This is a genomic window from Billgrantia aerodenitrificans (assembly GCF_021404405.1).
Taxonomy (GTDB): Bacteria; Pseudomonadota; Gammaproteobacteria; order Pseudomonadales; family Halomonadaceae; genus Halomonas; species Halomonas aerodenitrificans.
The window spans coordinates 172,801-192,436 of the sequence record NZ_JABFTV010000011.1; the positions used below are offsets into that span (position 1 = coordinate 172,801).

At 65.5% G+C, this 19,636-nt stretch carries 23 protein-coding genes and 1 pseudogene; 14 read left to right on the forward strand and 10 right to left on the reverse strand.

Annotated features, from left to right (window positions below):
- The first annotated feature begins 56 nt into the window (after window positions 1-56).
- Together coaD and HOP59_RS19500 are read left to right on the forward strand one after the other, a co-directional pair.
- Complete coding sequence (coaD, locus tag HOP59_RS19495) at window positions 57-536, forward strand: pantetheine-phosphate adenylyltransferase (protein ID WP_010627470.1); 480 nt, start codon at window positions 57-59, stop codon at window positions 534-536.
- A 79-nt stretch (window positions 537-615) separates the two neighbouring features.
- Window positions 616-864, forward strand: a complete 249-nt coding sequence (locus HOP59_RS19500; RefSeq protein ID WP_010627469.1) for a YfhL family 4Fe-4S dicluster ferredoxin — start codon at window positions 616-618, stop codon at window positions 862-864.
- 22 nt (window positions 865-886) lie between these two features.
- Here the strand turns inward: HOP59_RS19500 and HOP59_RS19505 are convergent, their stop codons facing one another.
- Window positions 887-1,207, reverse strand: a complete 321-nt coding sequence (locus HOP59_RS19505; RefSeq protein ID WP_010627468.1) for a hypothetical protein — start codon at window positions 1,205-1,207, stop codon at window positions 887-889.
- 180 nt (window positions 1,208-1,387) lie between these two features.
- Between HOP59_RS19505 and HOP59_RS19510 the strand changes: the two genes are divergently transcribed.
- The 3 genes from HOP59_RS19510 (at window position 1,388) to HOP59_RS19520 (ending at window position 4,799) form a co-directional block, all read left to right on the forward strand.
- Window positions 1,388-2,779 (forward strand): MATE family efflux transporter, encoded by a 1,392-nt coding sequence (locus HOP59_RS19510; RefSeq protein ID WP_010627467.1) that lies wholly within the window; start codon window positions 1,388-1,390, stop codon window positions 2,777-2,779.
- 88 nt (window positions 2,780-2,867) lie between these two features.
- Window positions 2,868-4,178 carry a short-chain fatty acid transporter gene (locus tag HOP59_RS19515; RefSeq protein ID WP_010627466.1) on the forward strand — a complete coding sequence of 437 codons (1,311 nt, stop codon included), beginning with the start codon at window positions 2,868-2,870 and terminating at the stop codon, window positions 4,176-4,178.
- 102 nt (window positions 4,179-4,280) lie between these two features.
- The gene (locus HOP59_RS19520; protein ID WP_010627465.1) at window positions 4,281-4,799 is read left to right on the forward strand and encodes an acyl-CoA thioesterase; all 519 of its coding nucleotides are present in this window, start codon (window positions 4,281-4,283) and stop codon (window positions 4,797-4,799) included.
- A 15-nt stretch (window positions 4,800-4,814) separates the two neighbouring features.
- On the opposite strand, the gene HOP59_RS19525 is transcribed toward HOP59_RS19520, so the two are convergent.
- The 3 genes from HOP59_RS19525 to HOP59_RS19535 form a co-directional block, all read right to left on the reverse strand.
- Entirely contained in the window at window positions 4,815-5,087 is a 273-nt protein-coding gene (locus HOP59_RS19525; protein ID WP_010627464.1) for an I78 family peptidase inhibitor, read from the reverse strand.
- 168 nt (window positions 5,088-5,255) lie between these two features.
- The gene (locus HOP59_RS19530) at window positions 5,256-5,387 is read right to left on the reverse strand and encodes an entericidin A/B family lipoprotein (protein WP_010627463.1); all 132 of its coding nucleotides are present in this window, start codon (window positions 5,385-5,387) and stop codon (window positions 5,256-5,258) included.
- Between the two features lie 97 nt (window positions 5,388-5,484).
- Window positions 5,485-5,622 (reverse strand): entericidin A/B family lipoprotein, encoded by a 138-nt coding sequence (locus HOP59_RS19535; protein ID WP_010627462.1) that lies wholly within the window; start codon window positions 5,620-5,622, stop codon window positions 5,485-5,487.
- 133 nt (window positions 5,623-5,755) lie between these two features.
- Between HOP59_RS19535 and HOP59_RS19540 the strand changes: the two genes are divergently transcribed.
- Window positions 5,756-6,181 carry an HIT domain-containing protein gene (locus HOP59_RS19540; RefSeq protein WP_234255201.1) on the forward strand — a complete coding sequence of 142 codons (426 nt, stop codon included), beginning with the start codon at window positions 5,756-5,758 and terminating at the stop codon, window positions 6,179-6,181.
- Between the two features lie 5 nt (window positions 6,182-6,186).
- Here the strand turns inward: HOP59_RS19540 and HOP59_RS19545 are convergent, their stop codons facing one another.
- From HOP59_RS19545 to HOP59_RS19560, 4 genes are read right to left on the reverse strand one after another with little or no spacing between them, the layout of a single operon-like run.
- Entirely contained in the window at window positions 6,187-7,257 is a 1,071-nt protein-coding gene (locus HOP59_RS19545; RefSeq protein ID WP_234255203.1) for a nickel/cobalt transporter, read from the reverse strand.
- Window positions 7,248-7,922: a DUF1007 family protein gene (locus HOP59_RS19550; protein ID WP_010627459.1), complete on the reverse strand. Its 675-nt coding sequence runs from the start codon at window positions 7,920-7,922 to the stop codon at window positions 7,248-7,250. The genes HOP59_RS19545 and HOP59_RS19550 overlap by 10 nt, the downstream gene beginning before the upstream one ends.
- Before the next feature lie 37 nt (window positions 7,923-7,959).
- Entirely contained in the window at window positions 7,960-8,319 is a 360-nt protein-coding gene (locus HOP59_RS19555; protein ID WP_010627458.1) for a hypothetical protein, read from the reverse strand.
- A complete protein-coding gene (locus HOP59_RS19560; protein ID WP_010627457.1) occupies window positions 8,319-8,864 on the reverse strand; it encodes a hypothetical protein in 546 nt (181 codons plus the stop codon). The genes HOP59_RS19555 and HOP59_RS19560 overlap by 1 nt, the downstream gene beginning before the upstream one ends.
- A gap of 265 nt (window positions 8,865-9,129) precedes the next feature.
- On the opposite strand from HOP59_RS19560, the gene HOP59_RS19565 reads away from it, so the two are divergent.
- From HOP59_RS19565 to HOP59_RS19575, 3 genes are all read left to right on the forward strand, one after another.
- A complete protein-coding gene (locus HOP59_RS19565; protein WP_010627456.1) occupies window positions 9,130-9,603 on the forward strand; it encodes a Dps family protein in 474 nt (157 codons plus the stop codon).
- A gap of 167 nt (window positions 9,604-9,770) precedes the next feature.
- Complete coding sequence (locus HOP59_RS19570) at window positions 9,771-10,091, forward strand: hypothetical protein (RefSeq protein ID WP_141638551.1); 321 nt, start codon at window positions 9,771-9,773, stop codon at window positions 10,089-10,091.
- A 151-nt stretch (window positions 10,092-10,242) separates the two neighbouring features.
- Entirely contained in the window at window positions 10,243-10,806 is a 564-nt protein-coding gene (locus HOP59_RS19575) for a type 1 glutamine amidotransferase domain-containing protein (RefSeq protein ID WP_010627455.1), read from the forward strand.
- Window positions 10,807-10,864: 58 nt separating this feature from the next.
- On the opposite strand, the gene HOP59_RS19580 is transcribed toward HOP59_RS19575, so the two are convergent.
- Together HOP59_RS19580 and HOP59_RS19585 are read right to left on the reverse strand one after the other, a co-directional pair.
- Window positions 10,865-12,331: an aminoacyl-histidine dipeptidase gene (locus tag HOP59_RS19580; protein ID WP_010627454.1), complete on the reverse strand. Its 1,467-nt coding sequence runs from the start codon at window positions 12,329-12,331 to the stop codon at window positions 10,865-10,867.
- A gap of 63 nt (window positions 12,332-12,394) precedes the next feature.
- A complete protein-coding gene (locus HOP59_RS19585; protein ID WP_479688662.1) occupies window positions 12,395-14,500 on the reverse strand; it encodes a tRNA(Met) cytidine acetyltransferase TmcA in 2,106 nt (701 codons plus the stop codon).
- Between the two features lie 320 nt (window positions 14,501-14,820).
- On the opposite strand from HOP59_RS19585, the gene HOP59_RS19590 reads away from it, so the two are divergent.
- From HOP59_RS19590 to HOP59_RS19610, 5 genes and pseudogenes are all read left to right on the forward strand, one after another.
- The gene (locus tag HOP59_RS19590; RefSeq protein WP_010627452.1) at window positions 14,821-15,924 is read left to right on the forward strand and encodes a TRAP transporter substrate-binding protein; all 1,104 of its coding nucleotides are present in this window, start codon (window positions 14,821-14,823) and stop codon (window positions 15,922-15,924) included.
- A 92-nt stretch (window positions 15,925-16,016) separates the two neighbouring features.
- The gene (locus tag HOP59_RS19595) at window positions 16,017-16,613 is read left to right on the forward strand and encodes a TRAP transporter small permease subunit (RefSeq protein WP_010627451.1); all 597 of its coding nucleotides are present in this window, start codon (window positions 16,017-16,019) and stop codon (window positions 16,611-16,613) included.
- A 21-nt stretch (window positions 16,614-16,634) separates the two neighbouring features.
- A complete protein-coding gene (locus tag HOP59_RS19600; RefSeq protein ID WP_010627450.1) occupies window positions 16,635-17,999 on the forward strand; it encodes a TRAP transporter large permease in 1,365 nt (454 codons plus the stop codon).
- 356 nt (window positions 18,000-18,355) lie between these two features.
- A complete protein-coding gene (dctP, locus tag HOP59_RS19605) occupies window positions 18,356-19,459 on the forward strand; it encodes a TRAP transporter substrate-binding protein DctP (RefSeq protein WP_234255206.1) in 1,104 nt (367 codons plus the stop codon).
- A gap of 58 nt (window positions 19,460-19,517) precedes the next feature.
- Window positions 19,518-19,636: pseudogene (locus HOP59_RS19610) on the forward strand (TRAP transporter small permease subunit); the annotation flags it as partial.

Here is a 19,636-nt window from a genome sequence, read left to right on the forward strand (position 1 = left end):
TCGGCCGCTGGCGGTTACCCTGAGCCCCCCTTAGCTGTGCAAGTGAGCGGAGCGCCATGAAAATCGCGGTCTATCCCGGCACCTTCGACCCCATCACCCACGGCCACTACGACCTGATCGAGCGCGCCTCGCTGCTGTTCGACAAGGTGGTGGTCGCCATCTCGGCCAGCCCCGGCAAGAACCCGGCGCTCGACCTCGATGCGCGTATCGCCCTGGCCCGCGAGGTTTCGGCCAACCTCGACAACGTCGAAGTGATCGGCTTCTCGGGCCTGCTCACCGACATGATGGCCGAGCAGCAGGCACACATCATCCTGCGCGGCCTGCGTGCGGTCTCCGATTTCGAGTACGAGCTGCAGCTGGCCAACATGTACCGGGCCCAGGCGCCGGAGCTGGAGAGCGTGTTCCTTACTCCAGCGGTGGAGAACTCCTACATCTCCTCCACCATCGTGCGCGAGATCGCCAAGCTTGGCGGTGACGTCTCGCGATTGGTGCATCCCAAGGTCGCCGAAGCGCTGCGCAAGCATTACAATACCTGACCGTAATACTCGGCTTTTCCCGAGCCACCTTACCTGGGCGCGCGGCCGAAACGGCCCGCCCGATCGCGAGGTAGCCCCAATGGCTCTGATGATCACCGACGAGTGCATCAACTGCGACGTCTGCGAACCCGAATGCCCCAACGATGCCATTTCGGCGGGGGAAGAGATCTACGTCATCGACCCCAACCTGTGCACCGAGTGCGTCGGTCACTATAACGAGCCGCAGTGCCAGCAGGTCTGTCCGGTGGACTGCATTCCCCTCGACCCGGAGCGGCGCGAGAGCCGCGACGAGCTGATGGCCAAGTACCGCCTGATCACCGCGGCTTGACTCGCCGCTCGCCGCGGCTCGCTCAGCGCTCCGCCGGCGCAGGTCGCGGGTTGATCGAGGTACAGCCCAGGCAGCGGCGGAAGGTCGCCTCGGCCGGGGTTTTCACCAGGGTTTCGGCCGCCTGGTCGACGTTGCCCCCCATCGCCGAGAACGGCAGCGAAACGACGAACAGCGCCGTACCGCCGAGGGTCGCCACCAGCAGCAAGGGTCGTGCAATCAGCGCGTCGGCGATCATCGCCCCGCCGCTGGGCCGCGCCTCCATACGCTGCTGCTGGGCTTGCACCTGCAGGCTGCCAAGCAGCAGAGCCAATGCCACCGCCAGCGCCGTCACGATTCTCGTCATGCGTATCATCTTTCCCCCTTTGCGCCGTGCCACTTGCCTGTACGTCCTCGCTGCCGCGAACGGACTAATCCTCACGTCTCGCCGCTACAGGCGACGCCCGCTCCCAGTGTAGCCAACCGCGGTTGCGTTCTGCCGCCTCTGTCGCCATGCTGCTCGGTTCGTTTCTCTTGAAAACGTACGATGACGACCCTGCATAGCGAAACACCCGCGGCGGCAAGACGGCGCATCTGGACGCTGGCGTGGCCAATCATACTATCCAACATCACCGTGCCGCTGCTGGGCCTGGTGGATACCGCCGTGGTCGGCCACCTGCCGGACTCGCGCTATCTGGCCGGCGTCACGCTGGGGGCCACCCTGTTCAGCTTCCTGTTCTGGGGCTTCGGCTTCCTGCGCATGGGCACCACCGGGCTGACCTCCCAGGCAGTGGGCCGCGAAAGCGACAGTGAAGTGCGCAACCTGCTGGGGCAGGCACTGCTGCTGGCCATGGGGATCGGAACACTGCTGATCCTGTTCTCTCAGCCGCTGATATCACTGGGGCTGTGGCTGCTCGACGGCAGCGAGATAGCTACCGAAATCGCCGCCGAATATGCCCAGATCCGTATCCTCTCGGCCCCGGCGGTGCTGGCTAATTACGCCATACTAGGCTGGTTCCTGGGCCAGCAGAACTCGCGGGTGACGTTGGCGATCCTGATGCTGACCAACAGCGTCAACATCGCCCTGGACCTGCTGTTCGTGGTGGGGCTGGGCATGACCAGCGACGGCGTGGCCTGGGCCACGGTGATCGCTGACTACACTGCATTCGTTTTCGGCATCTGGCTGGTGCTTCGCCAGCTGAAGCGGCTGGAAGGTCGTTTCATGCGCGAGCGTCTGCTGCGGCTTGTCGCCTATGGCGAGCTGTTCCAGGTCAATGCCAATCTCTTCTTGCGCACCCTGGGCCTGCTGTTCGTCATGGCCTTCTTCACCTCCCGCGGCGCAGTGCAGGGCGACACCGTGCTGGCCGCCAACGCCGTGCTGCTGCAGTTCATCATTCTCACCAGCTATGCGCTGGATGGCTTCGCCCACGCCGCCGAGGCCACCATCGGGCGCAGCGTCGGCCGCCGGCGCTGGGACGAGTTCGGTCATGCCGTACGCGCCGCGGCCTGGTTCTCGCTGGTAACGGCAGGTGCCGCGGCACTCGCCTTCGCCCTTGGCGGCCAGTATCTCATCACTCTGCTGACCGGCCTGCCCGAAGTGCGGGAAACGGCTGGCATCTACCTGCCCTGGATGGTGGCCATGCCGCTGATCGCGGTATGGAGCTATCTGTTCGACGGCGTCTTCATCGGCGCTACGGCGATTCGCGAGATGCGCAACAGTATCTTTATCGCTCTAGCGAGCTATCTGCCGGTATGGTGGGTAGCCAGCACGATCGCACCGCTCGAATACGTCAACCACGCTCTGTGGCTGGCGTTCCTCACCTTCTCCGTGGTGCGATCGGCAGTGCTGGTCGGCTACTATTGGCACCATCGACGTACCCGGTGGTGCCACCAGCCCAATGAGCCAGCGCCACCGGCAACGGCCAACCGCTCCCGTTGAGCCGAGCGCCATTTAATTAGGGCAAGCTGATGAGTTTGCGCTATTTTTCTCAGACGCACACCCGACAACCAGAAGAAGCGACGCTGCCATGCTCAGATTCCTCTCGAGACCCGCCGTCAGGCTGGTCGACCGCTATCTGCCGGACCCTTTCATCTTCGTGCTGCTGCTGACGGTGGTGGCCGCGGCCGCCGCCATCGGCGTGGAACGCCAGACGCCGCTTGCCGTGATGCGGATGTGGGGCGACGGTTTCTGGAACCTGCTGACCTTCTCCATGCAGATGCTGCTGATCCTGGTGACCGGCTTCATGCTGGCCAGCTCGCCGCCGGTCAAGAAGCTGCTGCAGCGTCTCGCCGCGCTGGCCAACGGGCCGGGCGGCGCCATCCTGCTGGTGACCTATGTGTCGCTGGTGGCCAGCTGGATCAACTGGGGTTTCGGCCTGGTGGTAGGTGCGCTGTTCGCCAAGGAGCTGGCGCGCCTGATACGGGTCGACTATCGCCTGCTGGTGGCCAGCGCCTACTCCGGCTTCGTGGTGTGGCACGGCGGCCTGGCCGGCTCCATTCCGCTGACCATCGCCACCGAGGGCCACTTCACCGCCGAGCAGATCGGCGTGATCGGCACCGGCTCGACCATCTTCGCCTTCTTCAACCTGGCCATCGTGGTGTGCCTGTTCGTCGCCATTCCCCTGGTCAACCGGGCCATGCTCCCCGATGAAAAAGAGAGCGTCTACGTCGACCCCAAACTGCTCGACGATGCCCCGGCCGCCCGGGTGCGCATCACCCGCCCTGCCGAACGTCTCGAGAACAGCGTCACCCTGGCCTGGCTGGTCGGCATACCCGGGGTGATCTTCCTGCTCGACCATTTCGTGTTCCGCGGCGGCGGCTTGAACCTGAACATCGTCAACTTCCTGTTCCTGTCGCTGGCCATCGTGCTGCACCGCACGCCACGCAGCCTGCTGGAGAGCCTCAACGAGGCGATCAAGGGCGGGGCCGGCATCGTCATTCAGTTCCCCTTCTATGCCGGCATCATGGCGATCATGGTGCAGTCGGGACTGGCGGAGTCCATGTCTCAGGGGTTGATCTCGTTCGCCACCGAAACTTCGCTGCCGTTCTGGTCCTTCATCAGTGCCGGTATCGTCAACCTGTTCGTGCCCTCCGGCGGCGGCCAGTGGGCCGTGCAGGCACCGGTCATGCTGCCGGCTGCCGAAGCGCTCGGCGTCGATGTCGCGCGCGTCTCCATGGCCGTGGCCTGGGGCGATGCCTGGACCAACCTGCTGCAACCGTTCTGGGCCCTGCCGGTACTTGCCATCGCCGGGCTGAAAGCCAAGGACATCATGGGCTATTGTCTGATTCAGCTGGTGATCACCGGGGTGATCATCTCGGTGGGCCTGACCTGGTTCTAGTCCAGGTTGGCGCCAATCGCAGCAGCGCCCCGGCTCGCCGGCGGCGCTGCTGTTCTCATGTAACATGGCAATCGCGAAAAGATGACCGAGAGAGGTATGCACATGGCAGGCGCCGACAGTCTTCCCCTGGAACTTCCCGGCCAGCACGAGTTGAGCATGACCGTGCTGATGACGCCCGACATGGCCAACTTCAGCGGCAAGGTGCACGGCGGCGCCATCCTCAAGAAGCTCGATGAGGTGGCCTACGCCTGCGCCAGCCGCTACTCCGGCCACTATGTGGTGACACTCTCGGTCGACCAGGTGCTGTTCAAGCAGCCGATCCACGTTGGTGAACTGGTCACCTTCCTGGCCTGCGTCAATCACGTGGGCCGCTCATCGATGGAGATCGGCATCAAGGTGGTGGCCGAGAACATTCGTGACAAGGTGATCCGCCACACCAACAGCTGCTACCTGACCATGGTGGCAGTAGACGCCGACGGCAAACCGGCGCCGGTACCACCGCTGAAGCTGGCAACGCCGTTGCAGAAGCTACGCTTCGAGAAAGCCGCCCTGCGCAAGAAATTGCGCAAGCAGGCCGAGGAGGCCGAGCGCCGCGCACAGGCGGAGCACGGCCAGGTATGACCGACCGCGCCCGTATCAGCCGCAGCCGATGTCGGTGATGGTATCGCCGTCGTCGATATGGACGTTGATGCGGTCGCCGCGGTACTCCATGGTATAAGCGTGGCCCGGGCGGATCACCCGCAGCGTGGCGGCACCGCTCTCGCGCTGGATCGACTCGCCCAGCGCTTCGTCATAGCGCCGGCCGACGCGATCCTGCACGTGACGGGCGCCACAGGCATCCTCTCCCTCACTGACCTCGGGCGGCTTGGGCGCAGGGTCATGGGCTTGAGATGGATTCGAATTGGACATAGGCGCACATCCTGCCAACAACAACGCACTGAAAGAAGCCAGGCAAAAACGCAATGGGCTAACCATGCGAAGATCTCACTAAAGGGGAGGGGAAGGGTCTATTGATTCAGGCAGCACACGGGGAGACTGCCAGGTCGCCCGCATGCTGCCAAGCCGGACCGCTAGGGTTTACTGGGCGGCGTCTTGCACGTGCTGTCCGCCACGCTCGACGTCCTGGCCCGCGCCTTCCATGGTGTTGCACCCCGCCAGGGCACCGGCTGTCATCAGCAGGGCAAAGCCCAAGGCAATCGCTCTCTTCATGGTCGTATCTCCTTGAAATAACTTTCGGGAATTCCATTCCTTGCCGTGAAGCAATGGCCTTTGTCAGCGTAACAGCCGGTTGCCATTTTGAAAAACGCTAATATGAATTCGACTGCCGCTGAATCGCCTCGCCGCCGGCCTCGATGTCCTCGCCCATGCCGCGCATGGTGTTGCACCCGCTGAGCAGTGACAGCCCGAGCAGCAATGCCAGCATAGTCGCCACCGTCCGTTTCATCGTCGTTCTCCTGTTCGTCTGGCCTGACCCCTTCACTTTAGTCGCTAACGCAGCGAAGCGCCCACCGAGGCTGGCAGACGCTCCCCCGCGCTTGTGCCATGATGGGCTATCGCCATCGTGAGGGAGAGTCGATATGTCGTCAGTGGAGCTGGATGAACGCCTGGTCAGAGACAGCTACCCGGTCGCCGAGCTGCCGCTATGTCAGCTCAGACTGATGGACGATACCCGCTTTCCCTGGCTGATTCTGATCCCGCGGCGCGAGGGGGTGAGCGAGGTATTCGACCTGGACGAGGAGGACCAGCGCCAGCTGTGGCATGAGGCCAGCGAGATGGGCCGCATGCTCAAGGCGATGACCGGGGCCGACAAGATCAACGTGGCCAACCTGGGCAACGTGGTCGCCCAACTGCACGTGCACGTGGTGGCCCGCCGGCAGGCCGACGCGGCCTGGCCGGGGCCGGTGTGGGGGCAGGGCGAGGCGCAGCCCTACGACCTGAATGAACTGGCCAACATGCGCGATCACCTGCTGGCCCAGTTGGGTGGGTTGAAGTCGCGCCTGTGATTCCCTCAGCCGCCTAAGGGGTGCCCACCGGTCGGCGGCTGCGCCGGCGCACTACGGGCCGGGGGCTCGCCCAGCATGGGGGCAGAAGTCGGCTGGGTGATTCCGGTCACCGAGAGCGAGATACCCAACGACATGATGGCGAGCCCGCCCGCCAGGGCCACCCAGCCGAGCAGGCGGCTGGCCCGCTGTAGACCGTTCTGCCTCGCCAGCTGCTTTTCGGCCCAGCCCCGGGCGAAGACGCTGGCCAACGCCAGCGCGGAAACGGTCAGCGCCGTGCCCAGCGCCATCACCATGACCGCCGCCACGCCCACGGCAAACTGACCCAGCAGGCTGGCGGCCCCCAGCAGCAGAACCCCGCCGCTGCAAGGACGGATGCCGATAGAGACCACCGTAGCCAGCGCCGTGCGCCAATCGGCAGCCTGCTGGGGATCGACGTGATGATGCCCGCCGCAGCAGTGAGCGTGGTCATGGTCATGTGAGTGGTCGTGGTCGTGCGCATGCCCATGTGCATGGTCGTGCGCTTGGGCAGAGCGCTCTGCTGCTGCCGGCGACGTCCGACGCAGTTGACGAATCGCTCGCCAACACAGCCAGGCCCCCAGCAGCGCCACCATCAGGAAGCTGGCCTGCTCGACCCACACCACGCTGCCCATCGCCTGCCGGGTGACCCAGCCCAAGCCATGCACCAGCACCACCACCAGGCTGATGGCTACCACCCCCTGCAGCATCGAAGCGGCAAAGGAGAGACCCAACGCCCGGCGCACCGCGCCGCCCTGGGAGAGCAGATAAGTCGTCAGCACCGCCTTGCCATGCCCCGGGCCTGCGGCATGAAAGACCCCGTAGGCGAAGCTGATGCCCAGCAGCGCCGCCCAGGCACTCGCTGATGGGGTGCCGGAAAAGTTGGTGATCGCCATGGTCAGGGCGCGGTGGAAGTCGCGCTGCCAGGCCACCAGTTGCAGGCTCAGCGACTGCAGACCGCCTTGCACGAAGAAGCTCAGTAACAGCACGGCCACGACCAATAGGCCCAGCCCGAGAAGCCAGGTACGGGTACGGGGGTGCGCTCTTGCCACTACTCGCATTTGACGACTCCGGTCTCGGCAAAGTGACGCCCCAAGCCGGGCTCCGCCTCGTCGGTGACGTCCAGCATGGCGGCCTGCATCACCAGCTCGGGATCGGGATTGGCGGGAACGATCCGGGTGCTGCAGCCCAGCTCGCCGCTCACCAGCAAGGCGTCGTCGAGCGGCGTTTCCCCCTCTGCCTCATGTACCACCTCGAGGTAATAGGTGGGATCGAACACCTTGTACTGCAGCGTTTGGCCATTGAGCGGCTGGGTCGTCTCCAGCGGCAGCAGAAAGATGAACTCGACCCGACCGCCACGCTCCATCACGGTGTACTCGGAGACGTCACCCAGACCGAGCCGCTCCTCGCCCAGGCGAATCTCGGTGAAGTAGTCGAACGGTGCCAGGTTGCCACGGATCTCGCCGCCCAGGCGGTCGAGGCCCGCTTCCAGGCCGCCCTCGGTGCGGCTCAGCTCCTCCAGCAGCACCAGGCTGTAGAAGGGATCCATCCGCCAGGCCTGATGCAGCGCCTCCAGGCGCCCTTCGTCGTCGACCACCAGGCGTACGCGAATGTCGATCCAGCCATGGGGGTGGGCCAGCGCCAGGCCGGGCAGCAGGCCCAGCAGCAGGATTGCGAGCCAGGCACGTTTTGCCCTGATGGAAAAAAGATCATGCAAGCGATTCATGTCTCAACGTGTCTCTCATGAGAACCAATGACGTCGATCAAGGCGCCAAGCCCAGCCGGCGCTGAAGCTCGGCCAACAGAGGGTCTAGCAGATGTGGCGGCAGCGGCCTGCCGCCGCGGGTGGCGCTCAACGAAGCACGGGCTCCCTGGCCCTCCGGCACCACAGCAACGTCGACCCGATAGCCGGGCCAACGTGCCAGCGCCGCCTCTGCGCGGCCCCGTTCGGCATCGGCACGGCGAATCACGTAGCCCTCGTCGGCCAGCACGCCGAGGGCCTCTTGCAGTACCGCTTCCGGCGCTGCGGCAAACGCCAGCTCACGCGGTTCCGGGGCCGGTGTGGTCGTCGCACAGCCCGCCAGCAGCAGGGCCAACAGCGACACCAGAACAGCACGACGCATCACAGCGCCTCCCCGGCCGTCATGGCCTGGCGCAGCGAACCACAGAAGGGCGCGTCGCTACCGCTGCGGGTCTCGCGCAGTTCGCCGCGCCAGTCGATCACCTGAATGTCGCGACTGACCCGCACCCCGCCCGGGTCGGCGATCACCGATACGCGCTCGAGCTGGGTGGCGTCCTGGGCGATGCTGCCGCCGGCGCCACCGAAGCCGATCATCATGCCGGTGGAAACCCCGCGGCCAGCGCCGATACCCACGCCACCGAAGAAGCCGGTGCGCTCCCAGCTGTCGTAGCGATCGCCGTAGCCGGGTATCGTCCGAGTTCGGTCGGCGCTGACCAGCCCCACCGCCGGCTCGGTGTCGCGCACGACGAAGCCGTCCGCTTCAAGCGCGTTGAGCGCACGGCGCACCCATTCACGCGGTTCGATGCCATCGGCCTCCCAGCGGCACTCCGCGGCCGGCTGCGGCTCTGCGGTGGGCAGCATCGTCGGTGTCGTCTGGCAGCCTGCCAGCAAGGCCAATCCGGGCATCATCCACCACCACTGGCGCATGAGGTGTCTCCTTTCGTCATAGGGCGCAGTCTACGCCGCACAGCCCACCTTGCAAGGGTGCCGCTGCCGTCTTGAGAGTGCCAACGGCCGCTGGGGTTCCCGAGCATCGTCACTGCGTCAACGAGCCGCCCCCGCTTGACCGTCGCCGGCGTCATGCGCACATCATGCAGAGCGGCTATCGTGCCGATGTTGAGATATTGCTTAAGCGACGCCATATCGACACGTAGACTTGAGGAAATCCCATTACGCGACAAGGAGAACGCGCATGAGTGACACCAATGCCATCGGTCTGCACGAGAGCAGCGCCAGTCAGCTCGCCGAGAAGCTCAACGCTCTGCTGGCGAACTATCAGATCTTCTACATGAACGTTCGCGGCTATCACTGGAACGTGAAGGGGCCGCAGTTCTTCGAGCTGCACACCAAGTTCGAGGAGTTCTACACCGACTTGCTGACCAAGGTCGACGAGGTGGCCGAGCGCATCCTGACCCTGGGACACAAGCCGGTGCACGCCTACAGCGACTACGTGGCCATGTCGCAGATCCGTGAGGACAAGGACGTACACGACGGCGAAGCCTGCGTGCGCGGTGTGCTCCAGGGCTATCAGACCCTGATCGAGCTGCAGCGCGAGCTGCTGGCACTGGCCTCGGATGCCGACGACGAGGGCACCGCCGCCCAGGCCGGCGACTACATCCGTGAGCAGGAAAAAACCGTCTGGATGCTCAACGCCTACCTGGGCTGAGAACCTGCCCATAGGCAGTCCAAAGAGGTCGCAGGGTAACAAGCGGTGATCAGGAGCGACGAGCATAGTCGAACAGTGTTCACTATGCTCGCTTTTCACCGCTATAATGGGGTCAGGGAAAAGAAGGGGTGACCGTAACGTGTCGTTGGCACTTGAGGAGACCCCCCATGAAACGTCTGATCTTCACCGCTCTGGTAGCCGCCTTGTCGCTGCCTTTCTCAATGTCGGCAAGCGCCGACCATGGCCGATATGCCGCTCATGGCACCCAGATTCATCATCACCATTACTACGTGCGCGACCATCGCGGCAAACCACCGAAGCATCGGCGCCATCATCGCGCCCATCGTCACTCCCGACCCGCCCATCGCGTCGTGGAGCACCACTATTACGCTCCTCCTAGATACGACCATCACTACCGAGGCCACACCGATGTCCCGCTGGTCACCGTAGGGGGCTATCCCGTGGTTCGCATCCAGGTCAACCACTGACGCTTGGACTCACAGGCCACTACATCGAGTCACGGTCCGATACCCCACTTCCCTTGCCTTCGGCTCTTGCCGTTTTATGGTGAGTAAGGGGCAGTGATGCCCTATGCGTCGCACAACCCTATGCGTCGCACAAGGAGCAAGGAGGTAGCGAATGAGCGAGAAGCTGAAAGGCAAGACCGTCGCCATCCTGGCCACCGACGGCTTCGAGGAGTCGGAGCTCACCGAGCCCAAGGCCGCGCTCGAGCGCGAAGGGGCCACGGTGCACGTCATCGCGCCGGACAAGGACAGTATCCGTGCCTGGGCCGGCACCGACTGGGGGCCTTCCTATGACGTCGATCGCAAGCTCGACCAAGTCGATGCCGGCGACTACGACGCCCTGGAGCTTCCCGGCGGCCTGTTCAACCCCGACACCCTGCGTCAGAACGAGCAGGCGCTGGCCTTCACCCGGCGCTTCTTCGAGCAGCACAAACCGGTGGGCGCCATCTGCCACGGCCCCTGGGTATTGATCAACGCCGGCGTGGCCAAGGGCCGCCGCATGACCTCCTACCCTTCGGTGGAGATGGACCTGCGTAACGCAGGCGCCGAATGGGTGGACCAGGAGGTGGTAGTGGATAGCGGCCTGGTGACCAGCCGCAAGCCCGACGACCTCGACGCCTTCTGCAGCAAGCTGGTCGAGGAGATCGCCGAGGGCAAGCACAGCCGCCAGCACGCCTGAGGCACTGCCCGGCGCCGCCCATCGGGCGCGGCGCCGGGTCGTTTCAAGCCCAGCAGCCTCAAGCGCTGTCCGCGGCCAGATCCTCGATCAACGCCCGCAGCAGGTTCCAGAACTCCACCACGGAGTCCAGCTCCACCCGCTCGTCGGGCGAGTGGGCGCCGCGAATCGAGGGGCCGAAGGAGATCATCTCGAGGCCGGGATACTTGCCGGCCAGGATGCCGCACTCGAGCCCGGCATGAATCACCTTGACCGCCGGCTCGCGTCCCACCAGCTGCCGATGCAGACGCTCGAAGCGCGCCAGCAGGGCGCTGTCGGGGGCAGGCGTCCAGCCGGGGTAGGCGTTTTCCACCCGGGTGCGCGCCCCGATCAGATCGAACAGACCGCGGAAACGATCGGCCAGATCCGCCACCGCGCTGTCGCGCAGCGACCGCACCAGGGCGCAGAGATGGAAGCGCCCTTCGTCGAGGTTCACCACGCCCAGATTGTTCGAGGTTTCCACCACGCCGGGCACCGCGCTGCTCATGCGTTCCACGCCGTAGGGTGCGGCGTTGAGTGCCGCCAGCAGCATGCTGCTGGCATGGGCGTTGAGCGCCTGAGCGGGCCGTTGCGCCACTCGCGCCACGGTCACGGCCAGCCCTTCGTCGACACCGGCCAGCTCGGCACGCAGCTGCTGTTCGAGCGCCTTCACCCGGTTTTCGGCGGCGGAGACCTCATCGGCCGGCAGCACGACGGTGGCGAAGGCTTCCCGCGGGATGGCATTGCGCAGCGTACCGCCACGATAGCTGACCAGGCGGATGTCGTAGGCTTCCAGCGCCCTGAGCACGCGCACCAGCAGGCGGTTGGCATTGCCGCGCCCGCGATGGATGTCGATGCCGGAGTGGCCGCCCACCAGCCCGGTCAGGGCGAGTTCGAGGGCCACCTCGTCGGCTCCCGAATCGGCGGTGGGCAGTTGCGCCTCCACCACGATGTCGGCACCGCCGGCGCAGCCGATGAAGACCTCGCCGCGGTCCTCGGAATCGAGATTGAGCAGCACGCTGCCCTGCAGCCAGTGCTCCGCCAGCTGCAAGGCGCCGCCCATGGAGCTCTCTTCCTCAAGGGTGAACAGTGCCTCCAGCGGGCCGTGCACCAGGGTGTCGTCCTCCAGGATCGCCAGCGCCGCCGCCACCCCGAGGCCATTGTCGGCACCCAGCGTGGTATGACGGGCGCGCAGCCAGCCGTCGTCCACGTAGGTGTCGATCGGGTCGCGGGTGAAGTCGTGGGGATGATCGGCGTTGGCCTGGGCCACCATGTCGAGATGGCCCTGCAGGATGATGCCCGGCGCCTCTTCATGGCCCGGCGTAGCGGGCTTGCTCAAGCGCAGGTTGCCGTAGTCGTCGCGGTCGTGGGCGAGCCCATGCTGCTCTGCCCAGCGCTCGAGGATCGCCACCAGTTCGGCCTCGTGCCCTGACGGACGAGGCGTATTGCACAGCGTGCGGAAATGGCGCCACAGCGGTTGTGGCGAGAGTTGCTCGAGATGTTCGTTCATGTTCGATCTGCATGAGGGTAACCGGCCTACCTTACCGGGCCGACAACGCCGGGAAAAGCCCGCTCAACGACCGGGCGATTCGCCGGCCAGCAGCGTGGCCACGATATCGCGCATCCGCGCCATGACCTGTCGTCGTCCGTCGGCCCCGGCCCGGGCGGCCAGCCAGGCAATGTCGCGCCCTTGGAAGGCCCAGGCGGCGAGCCATGCCAGCTCGGGGTCATGCCGCCCCGCCACGGCCGCGCGGCGTATCAGCCGCTGCAGGGCGAGACGCGCCAGCGCCGGCTCGCGGTGGCCGTGGGCCACATCGTCCAGGTCGCACCACTCGGCCGCATCGAGCTCCGCTCGCTCCCCTTCCGCCAGCAGCGCCAGGGCGACCTCCGGCTCCAGCTCGGCCAGCTCGAAGGCGAGCAGAACCGGCAGCAACTCATGGAAGCGCCGCGTCAACGTTGCGCACAGGGCTTCCCCCCTGGCCGTGAGCGGCGCCACCACCATGACGGCATGCTCTCCGGTCGAGGTTTCCCGCGACAGCCCCAGCCGCACCGTGTGAAATCTCTGAGAGCGCCAGAAGGCGAGCAGCCCCGGCTCGGCGCCGAAACTGGCGCCCAGCAGGTCGACGCCGGCCTCCCGCGCCGCTGCGCGCTCGCCCTCCAGCAGCCGCGCCCCCAGCCCCTCGCGGCGACGCTGGGGATGCACCGAGATACGCTGCACCCGCCGCAGTCGGGCCGTGAGCGCTTCACGGCAGCCGGCATGGGCGGCCAGCGACTGGGCCAGCAGATGCCCCGGCAGCCTCCGCTCGCCTCGCGCCACCTTTTCCGCCAGCTCGGGCGTAAAGCCCCCTTCGTCAGCGCACACTGCCACCGCCTGGGTATGGGGGCCGTCCGTCAGCGTCCTGACCCTGAGCTCCGGCGCATCGAGCAGCCGCTGAAGGTCGCTCGGCGCAGTGCGGTAGTGGGCCTGCACCAGCAGGCCGAATATCTGGCGCAACGCGGGCTCGTCACCAGCCAGCACCTCGGGCTGCCAGATCCACTCCTGCAGCGGCTTCGAGGTCACCCCCGGCGGCTCGGCATCGAGCAGCAGCAGGTCGCCGACCAGTCGTTCGAGCGGATCGCCTTCGGCCCAGCGTATCGGCACGGCGAGATGACATTCGCGCCAGTCCGGCGTCTGGCGCTCGAGCCGCGGGCGAAAGCGCAGGGCGAAACCGCGCCCGGAGCCTTCGTAACCGTGCACGGTAGTGGCGAAGGCGATGCGCGGAAACGCCTCGAGCCACTGCCCGAGCAGGGCGACGGGTATGGCCGCGGCCTCGTCCACCAGCAGCCAGCTTCCCTGACCGCCTGCCTCGCCGCGCTCGACCCGGGCGCTCAGCTCGTCGGGGGCCACGAACTCGACGCGTCCGCCGCCCTCATCGTCGAAGCGTCCGCCATGACGGTGGCCCGCGGGACGCAGCGCCTCCAGGCGCTCGAACAGCGCCTCGACCGCCGCCAGGCGCGGCGCCGTCACCCAGATCTTCTCCTGCCCTTCGCTCAGCAGGCGGGCGCAGGCGATACCCAGCGCGGCGCTCTTGCCGCGGCCCCGGTCGGCGGTGATCACCAGCGGTCGCCGGCGCCTGAGGCCAACCAGGCGCTCCACCACCTGGCGCTGGTCGCGGGTAAGGCAATCGGGGTCGCCGCTGTCGGGTAGCGGCCGGGGCCGGTCGGGCTCGGACTTGGGCTCGGGCAGCCGCAGCGGCTCGCCGGGTGTCCAGTGCACGGCATCCGTCGCCTGCGCCAAGCGTTCACGCAAGCGGGCCATGTAGTGGCTGGCCGTCTGGTCGCCAGCGGCCGCTGGCAGCAGCAGTAGCAGCAGGCCGCCTGCCCGCAGGGTACCGCTGAGAGCACCGAACGCGTCCGCATCGAAACCCGCTTCACTGGCGGCATCGTAGACGATCAGGTCGTGCTCGCCGCCCAGATGGGTGCGGGCCTTGGCCGGCGGCAGCCATCCCTGCTGCCACGCCTTTTCGGGTGCCGCCGACGACACCCAGCAGGGGCGCTGCCAAGCGCGGGCCTGCCAGATGGCCAGCGCTTGCTGCCGCGCCGTGTCGGCAGGCGAGGTCGACCACACAAGGCCGCGCCATCCACGCGCAGCCATTTGGTCAGACCAATTAAATATTGCTCTCGCCTCTCGCTCGCACATCGCTCCGCCCCTCACCGCTCACTCTCCCCACACGCCTCTTTGCATTAACAATTGGTCGCACTTCCAAACACACCGAAAAGCCTAAGCACGCTAAAAATAAGCACAGAATCTAGAGGAAAAGCGCAATTTTTCCGGGAGATCACAACAAAACACCATCAGTTACCTATCGAAACATGATTCACCTTAGCAAGGTCTCACGCACGCCGATTGGTCTGACCAATTTTCCATTATTGCTTTCCCTTTGAGTTGCATGGCTAATTCAGCGCTGGAATAGGCCTTTCCCTAAAACAATACCCGTCACAACAAGTGGAGTCGCGTCTATGCAAGCCTCAACTGGCCCCAAGGTGTCCACACGCTTCAAGCTGGCCGGCACGACAGCCGCCGTGATCCTGGCCGGCGCCGCCATGACCAGCACCGCCAGCGCTCAGGAGCGCGTTCGCTGGCAGGTGCCCATCGCCTTTCCTTCACACCTGGTGGGCCTGAGTACGCCGGTCGTTCATCTGTCCGAAACGCTGGAAGCGATCTCCGGCGGCAACATCAACCTGCGCTACTACGAGCCGGGCGAGCTGATCCCGCCGTTCGAGATCCTCGATGCCGTCTCGGAAGGCCGTTACCCGGCCGGCTACACCTGGATCGGCTACGACCAGGGCAGCATCCCGGTACTGCCGCTGCTCTCCGGCCCTCCCTTCGGCATGGAGCCGCCCGCCTTCATGGCCTGGCACTACTTCGGCGATGGCAACGAGCTGCTGCAGGAAGTGTACGCGCCCTACGGGGTCAAGGCGCTGCTGTGCGGCGTGATCGGGCCGGAAGCCGCCGGCTGGTTCGCCGAGCCGCTGGAATCTCTCGATCAGATCGACGGCCTGCGCATCCGCTTTGCCGGCATCGGCGGCCGCGTCATGGAGCAGCTCGGCGCCTCGGTCACCATGCTGCCCGGTGGCGAGCTCTACCAGGCCATGGAGCGCGGCACCATCGACGCCCTGGAGTTCTCCGCTCCGGCCGTAGACCGCATCCTGGGCATGCAGGAAATCGTGCAGAACTACATCATGCCGGGCTGGCACCAGACCTACACCACCTCGCACCTGCTGGTGAACCAGGAGACCTGGGACGACCTTTCCGACCTGAGCCGCGCCCAGATCGAGATCGGCTGCCGCTCCGCCACGCTGTTCGGCTTCTCCGAGAGCGAGTGGGAGAACCCCCAGGCCCTGGCCGGCTTCGAAGCCGAGGGCGTGAACGCCCAGACCCTGTCGCCGGAGATCCTGGCCGAGCTGGAAAGCGTCACCATGGGCGTGCTGGACGAGATGGCCAGTAACGACGAGCTCTTCGCCCGCGTGCTGGAGAGCCAGCGTGAATGGATGCAGGTCCATGGCAACTGGCACGCCAAAGGCTACCTGCCGCGCTCCTACTATTCGCCCAACTCCAACTGACGGCAAGCGCCGGGCGCCGGGTGCCGGGTGCCGGTGGCATTGCCACCGGCACCCGGCCTCCCGGCTAGCGGCAACATGCAAGAGGCTGCACGATGTCTATACCGCTTCCCGACGCTCCCCCGGACGACACCCCGCTGCGCCCGGAGCTACCCACCAACCGTGTCAGCCATGTGATCGACACGGCCATTGCCGTTCTCGGCAAGCTGCTTTCCTGGCTATGGCTCGTCACGCTCGCCGTGGTGCTTACCAATGTGTTCAGTCGTTTCATCCTGGGCCGCGGCTCCATCGCCCTGGAAGAGCTCTCGTGGCACTTTTTCGGCGCGACGATGATCCTGACTCTGGCCTACGCCGTGGTCACCGACGACCACGTACGCGTGGACGTGCTGCGTGACAAGTTCTCGCTGCGCTTCCAGGCCTGGGTCGAGCTGCTGTGTATCGTGCTGCTGGTGCTGCCGGTGCTCTACTTCATGGTCGACGGGCTCACCGAGTACGCCCAGCGCTCCTTCGCCCGCGGCGAACGCTCCCAGGCGCCCAGCGGCCTACCCTACCGCTTCATCATCAAGAGCACCCTGCCGATCGGCATGGCGCTGATCGCCATCGCCTTGTCATCACGAGCGCTGCGCTGCTGTACCTATCTCTTCGGATTCCCCCGGCAGCTGCCTCTGCGGCGCCCGGTGGACCACCGCTAACGTGCCTGTGCGAGGAAGATCATGGGTCTCGAAGAAATTCTCGTCATCGGCATGTTCGCCGGCTTCATGGGGCTACTGCTGATCGGCTTCCCCGTGGCCTGGGCATTGGCCGGCATCGGTTTCCTGTTCGCCGTCATCGGCCATGTGCTGGTCGAGCACATGGGGGCCGATCTGTGGTTCTCCTGGGGCGGCACCATCGGCGTTCTCGACCGGCGTCTTTACGGCATCATTGCCAACGAGCTGATGGTGGCCCTGCCGCTTTTCATCTTCATGGGCATCATGCTCGACCGCTCCGGCATCGCCGAGCGGCTGATGAACTCCCTGGTGCGCGTTCTCGGCGGGCTGCGCGGCGGCTATGCCGTCACGGTGGTCATCGTCGGCGTGCTGCTGGCCGCCTCCACCGGCATCGTCGGCGCCTCAGTGGTGCTGCTCGGCATGCTCTCCATCGGCCCCATGCTGCAAGCGAAGTACAACAAGTCGCTGGCCGTGGGCACCGCCTGCTCGGTGGGCACCCTCGGCATCCTGGTGCCGCCCAGCATCATGCTGGTGTTGATGGCCGACCGCCTGGGCACCTCGGAAGCCTCGGTGGGCCGACTGTTCATGGGCGCACTGATTCCCGGCATCATGCTGGGGGTGATGTACATCGCCTACATCGTGATCGCCGCCTATATCAAGAAGGATCTGGCCCCGGCTCCGGAGAACCGCCAGCCCCTCAATGCCCGCGCCCTGCTCGAGGTATTGATCGCCGTACTGCCGCCCCTGGCGTTGATCGTGGCGGTACTCGGCTCGATCTTCACCGGCTTTGCCACCACCACAGAAGCTTCCGCGGTGGGCGCGCTGGGCGCCGTGCTGCTGGCCCTGTTCAATCGCCGCCTGAACTTCGACGTGGTGTCAAAGGCGCTCTATCAGACCACCCGCACCACTGCCTTCATCTTCGGCATCTTCGTCGGCGCCACCATCTTCGCCGTGGTGCTGCGCGGGCTGGGCGGCGACGACGTGATTCGCAACGCCATTACCGGGCTGCCCTTCGGCCCGGCCGGCGTGGTGCTGACCATCATGCTGGTGGTGTTCCTGCTCGGCTTCTTCCTCGACTGGGTGGAGATCACGCTGATCATCCTGCCGCTCGTCGCCCCGGTAGTGTTCAGCCTGGGCGTCGATCCGGTGTGGTTCGCCATCCTCTTCGCCATCTGCCTGCAGACGTCGTTCCTGACGCCGCCAGTGGGCTTCGCGCTGTTCTACATCAAGGGCGTCTGCCCACCGGGCATCACGACGCTCGACATCTACAAAGGGGTGGCTCCCTTCGTGGCCCTGCAGTTGCTGGGACTGTTCCTGGTGTTCTTCTACGAACCGCTGGCCACCTGGCTGCCTGCTCAGGTCTACAGCTGACGCTGATGACAGCGACGGCGCCCGACCGGGCGCCGTCTGCCGCGTTATGTGGATAGACTTTGGTCTATTCTCACCCTCTTCTCTCTCCTGCCCCACCCTGCCGGCAGGCCGAAGTTTTACCTTACAATACAGATAGATCCACCTCCCATTCTTTCTTAATTAAACGTAACCGATGCTCGGCTCAACCCTGCTCAGCACCGTAGCCAGCTATCGATTCCGGTCATGCCAGCGTGCTAGCTTGTCGATGTTCTCTGGCGGCCTGACCGATCATTCAGCAAATCACAACGACTGCGGCACGCCGCCTGGCAAGATCTTCTCTTTACTGCAGCACAATAAGACCCAGAAGGGAGCACGACATGAAGATGAAGACGAAATTCGCCATCTCCGGCCTGGCGGCCGGCATCGCTCTGGCCGCCTTCACCACCACCGCTCAGGCCCAGGAGCGCTGGACCATGACCTCCACCTGGCCGGACAGCATCGATCTGATCCAGATCGACCGCCACTGGGTGGAGCTGGTCAACAAGATCGCCGGCGACGAGCTGCAGATCGAGTTCCGCGCCGGCGGCACCCTGATGCCTGGCACCGAGGTGTTCGACGCCACCGAGACCGGCAGTATCGAAGCCGCCGGCGACTGGCCCGGCTACTGGGCCGGCCGCAACCCGGCCTTCTCACCGCTGGCCACCACCACCATGTTGTTCAACGCTGTGGACTACCTGAACTGGATTCAGCAGTGGGGCGGCTGGGACCTCTACCAGGAGATCTACGGCCAGTACGACATGGTCTACCTGCCCTACGGCATCACCAACAACGAGTCGGGCTTCATGGGCCGCACGCCCATCGAGAGCCTGGCCGATCTCGACGGCAAGCGCCTGCGCCTCTCCGGGCGTGACCAGGGCCGCGTACTCGAGCAGCTGGGCGGCTCTCAGGTGACGCTGGCCGGCGGCGAGATCTATCAGGCGGTGGAGCGTGGCGTGGTCGACGGCGCCGAGTTCTCCACCCCGGGGGTGGATTACAATGCCGGCTTCGCCGAAGTGGTCGAGTACTGGTCGGTGCCGGGCTGGCACCAGTCTGCCAGCGTATTCGGCGTGATGATCAATCGCGATGCCTGGGACGCCCTCTCCGAGGAGACCCAGGAGAAGCTGAAGATCGCCGCCGATGCCACCATGGCCTGGTCCATCGCCTGGTCCGAGCGCGGCTCCACCGAAGGTACCGAGCAGTTCATCGATGCCGGTGTGACCATCAATCAGCTCTCCGACGAGGATCTGGAGCGCATCCAGGAGATCACCAACGAGGTGATCCTGCGCGGCGCCTGCGAGCACCCGGACCACGCCAAGGTCTACCACTCCATGATCGGCTACCTGGAGCACTACGCCACCTGGCGTGACATCTCCGCGCCGTTCAACATGAGCCGCACCATGGACAACCTGCCCTCGCTCGAAGAGATCGAAGCCTGTCTGTAAGGCTGTGCCGGCCGCCCCACCCGGGGCGGCTTTCGTTCCGACGTCGGAGACTGGACCCATGAATGCGATTGCCAAGGCGATCGACACGCTCAACGAGCTGTTCGGGCGGGTCATTGCGCCACTGATCGCCGTCATCACCCTGGTGGTGCTCTACGATATCGCCCTGCGCCTGTTCAC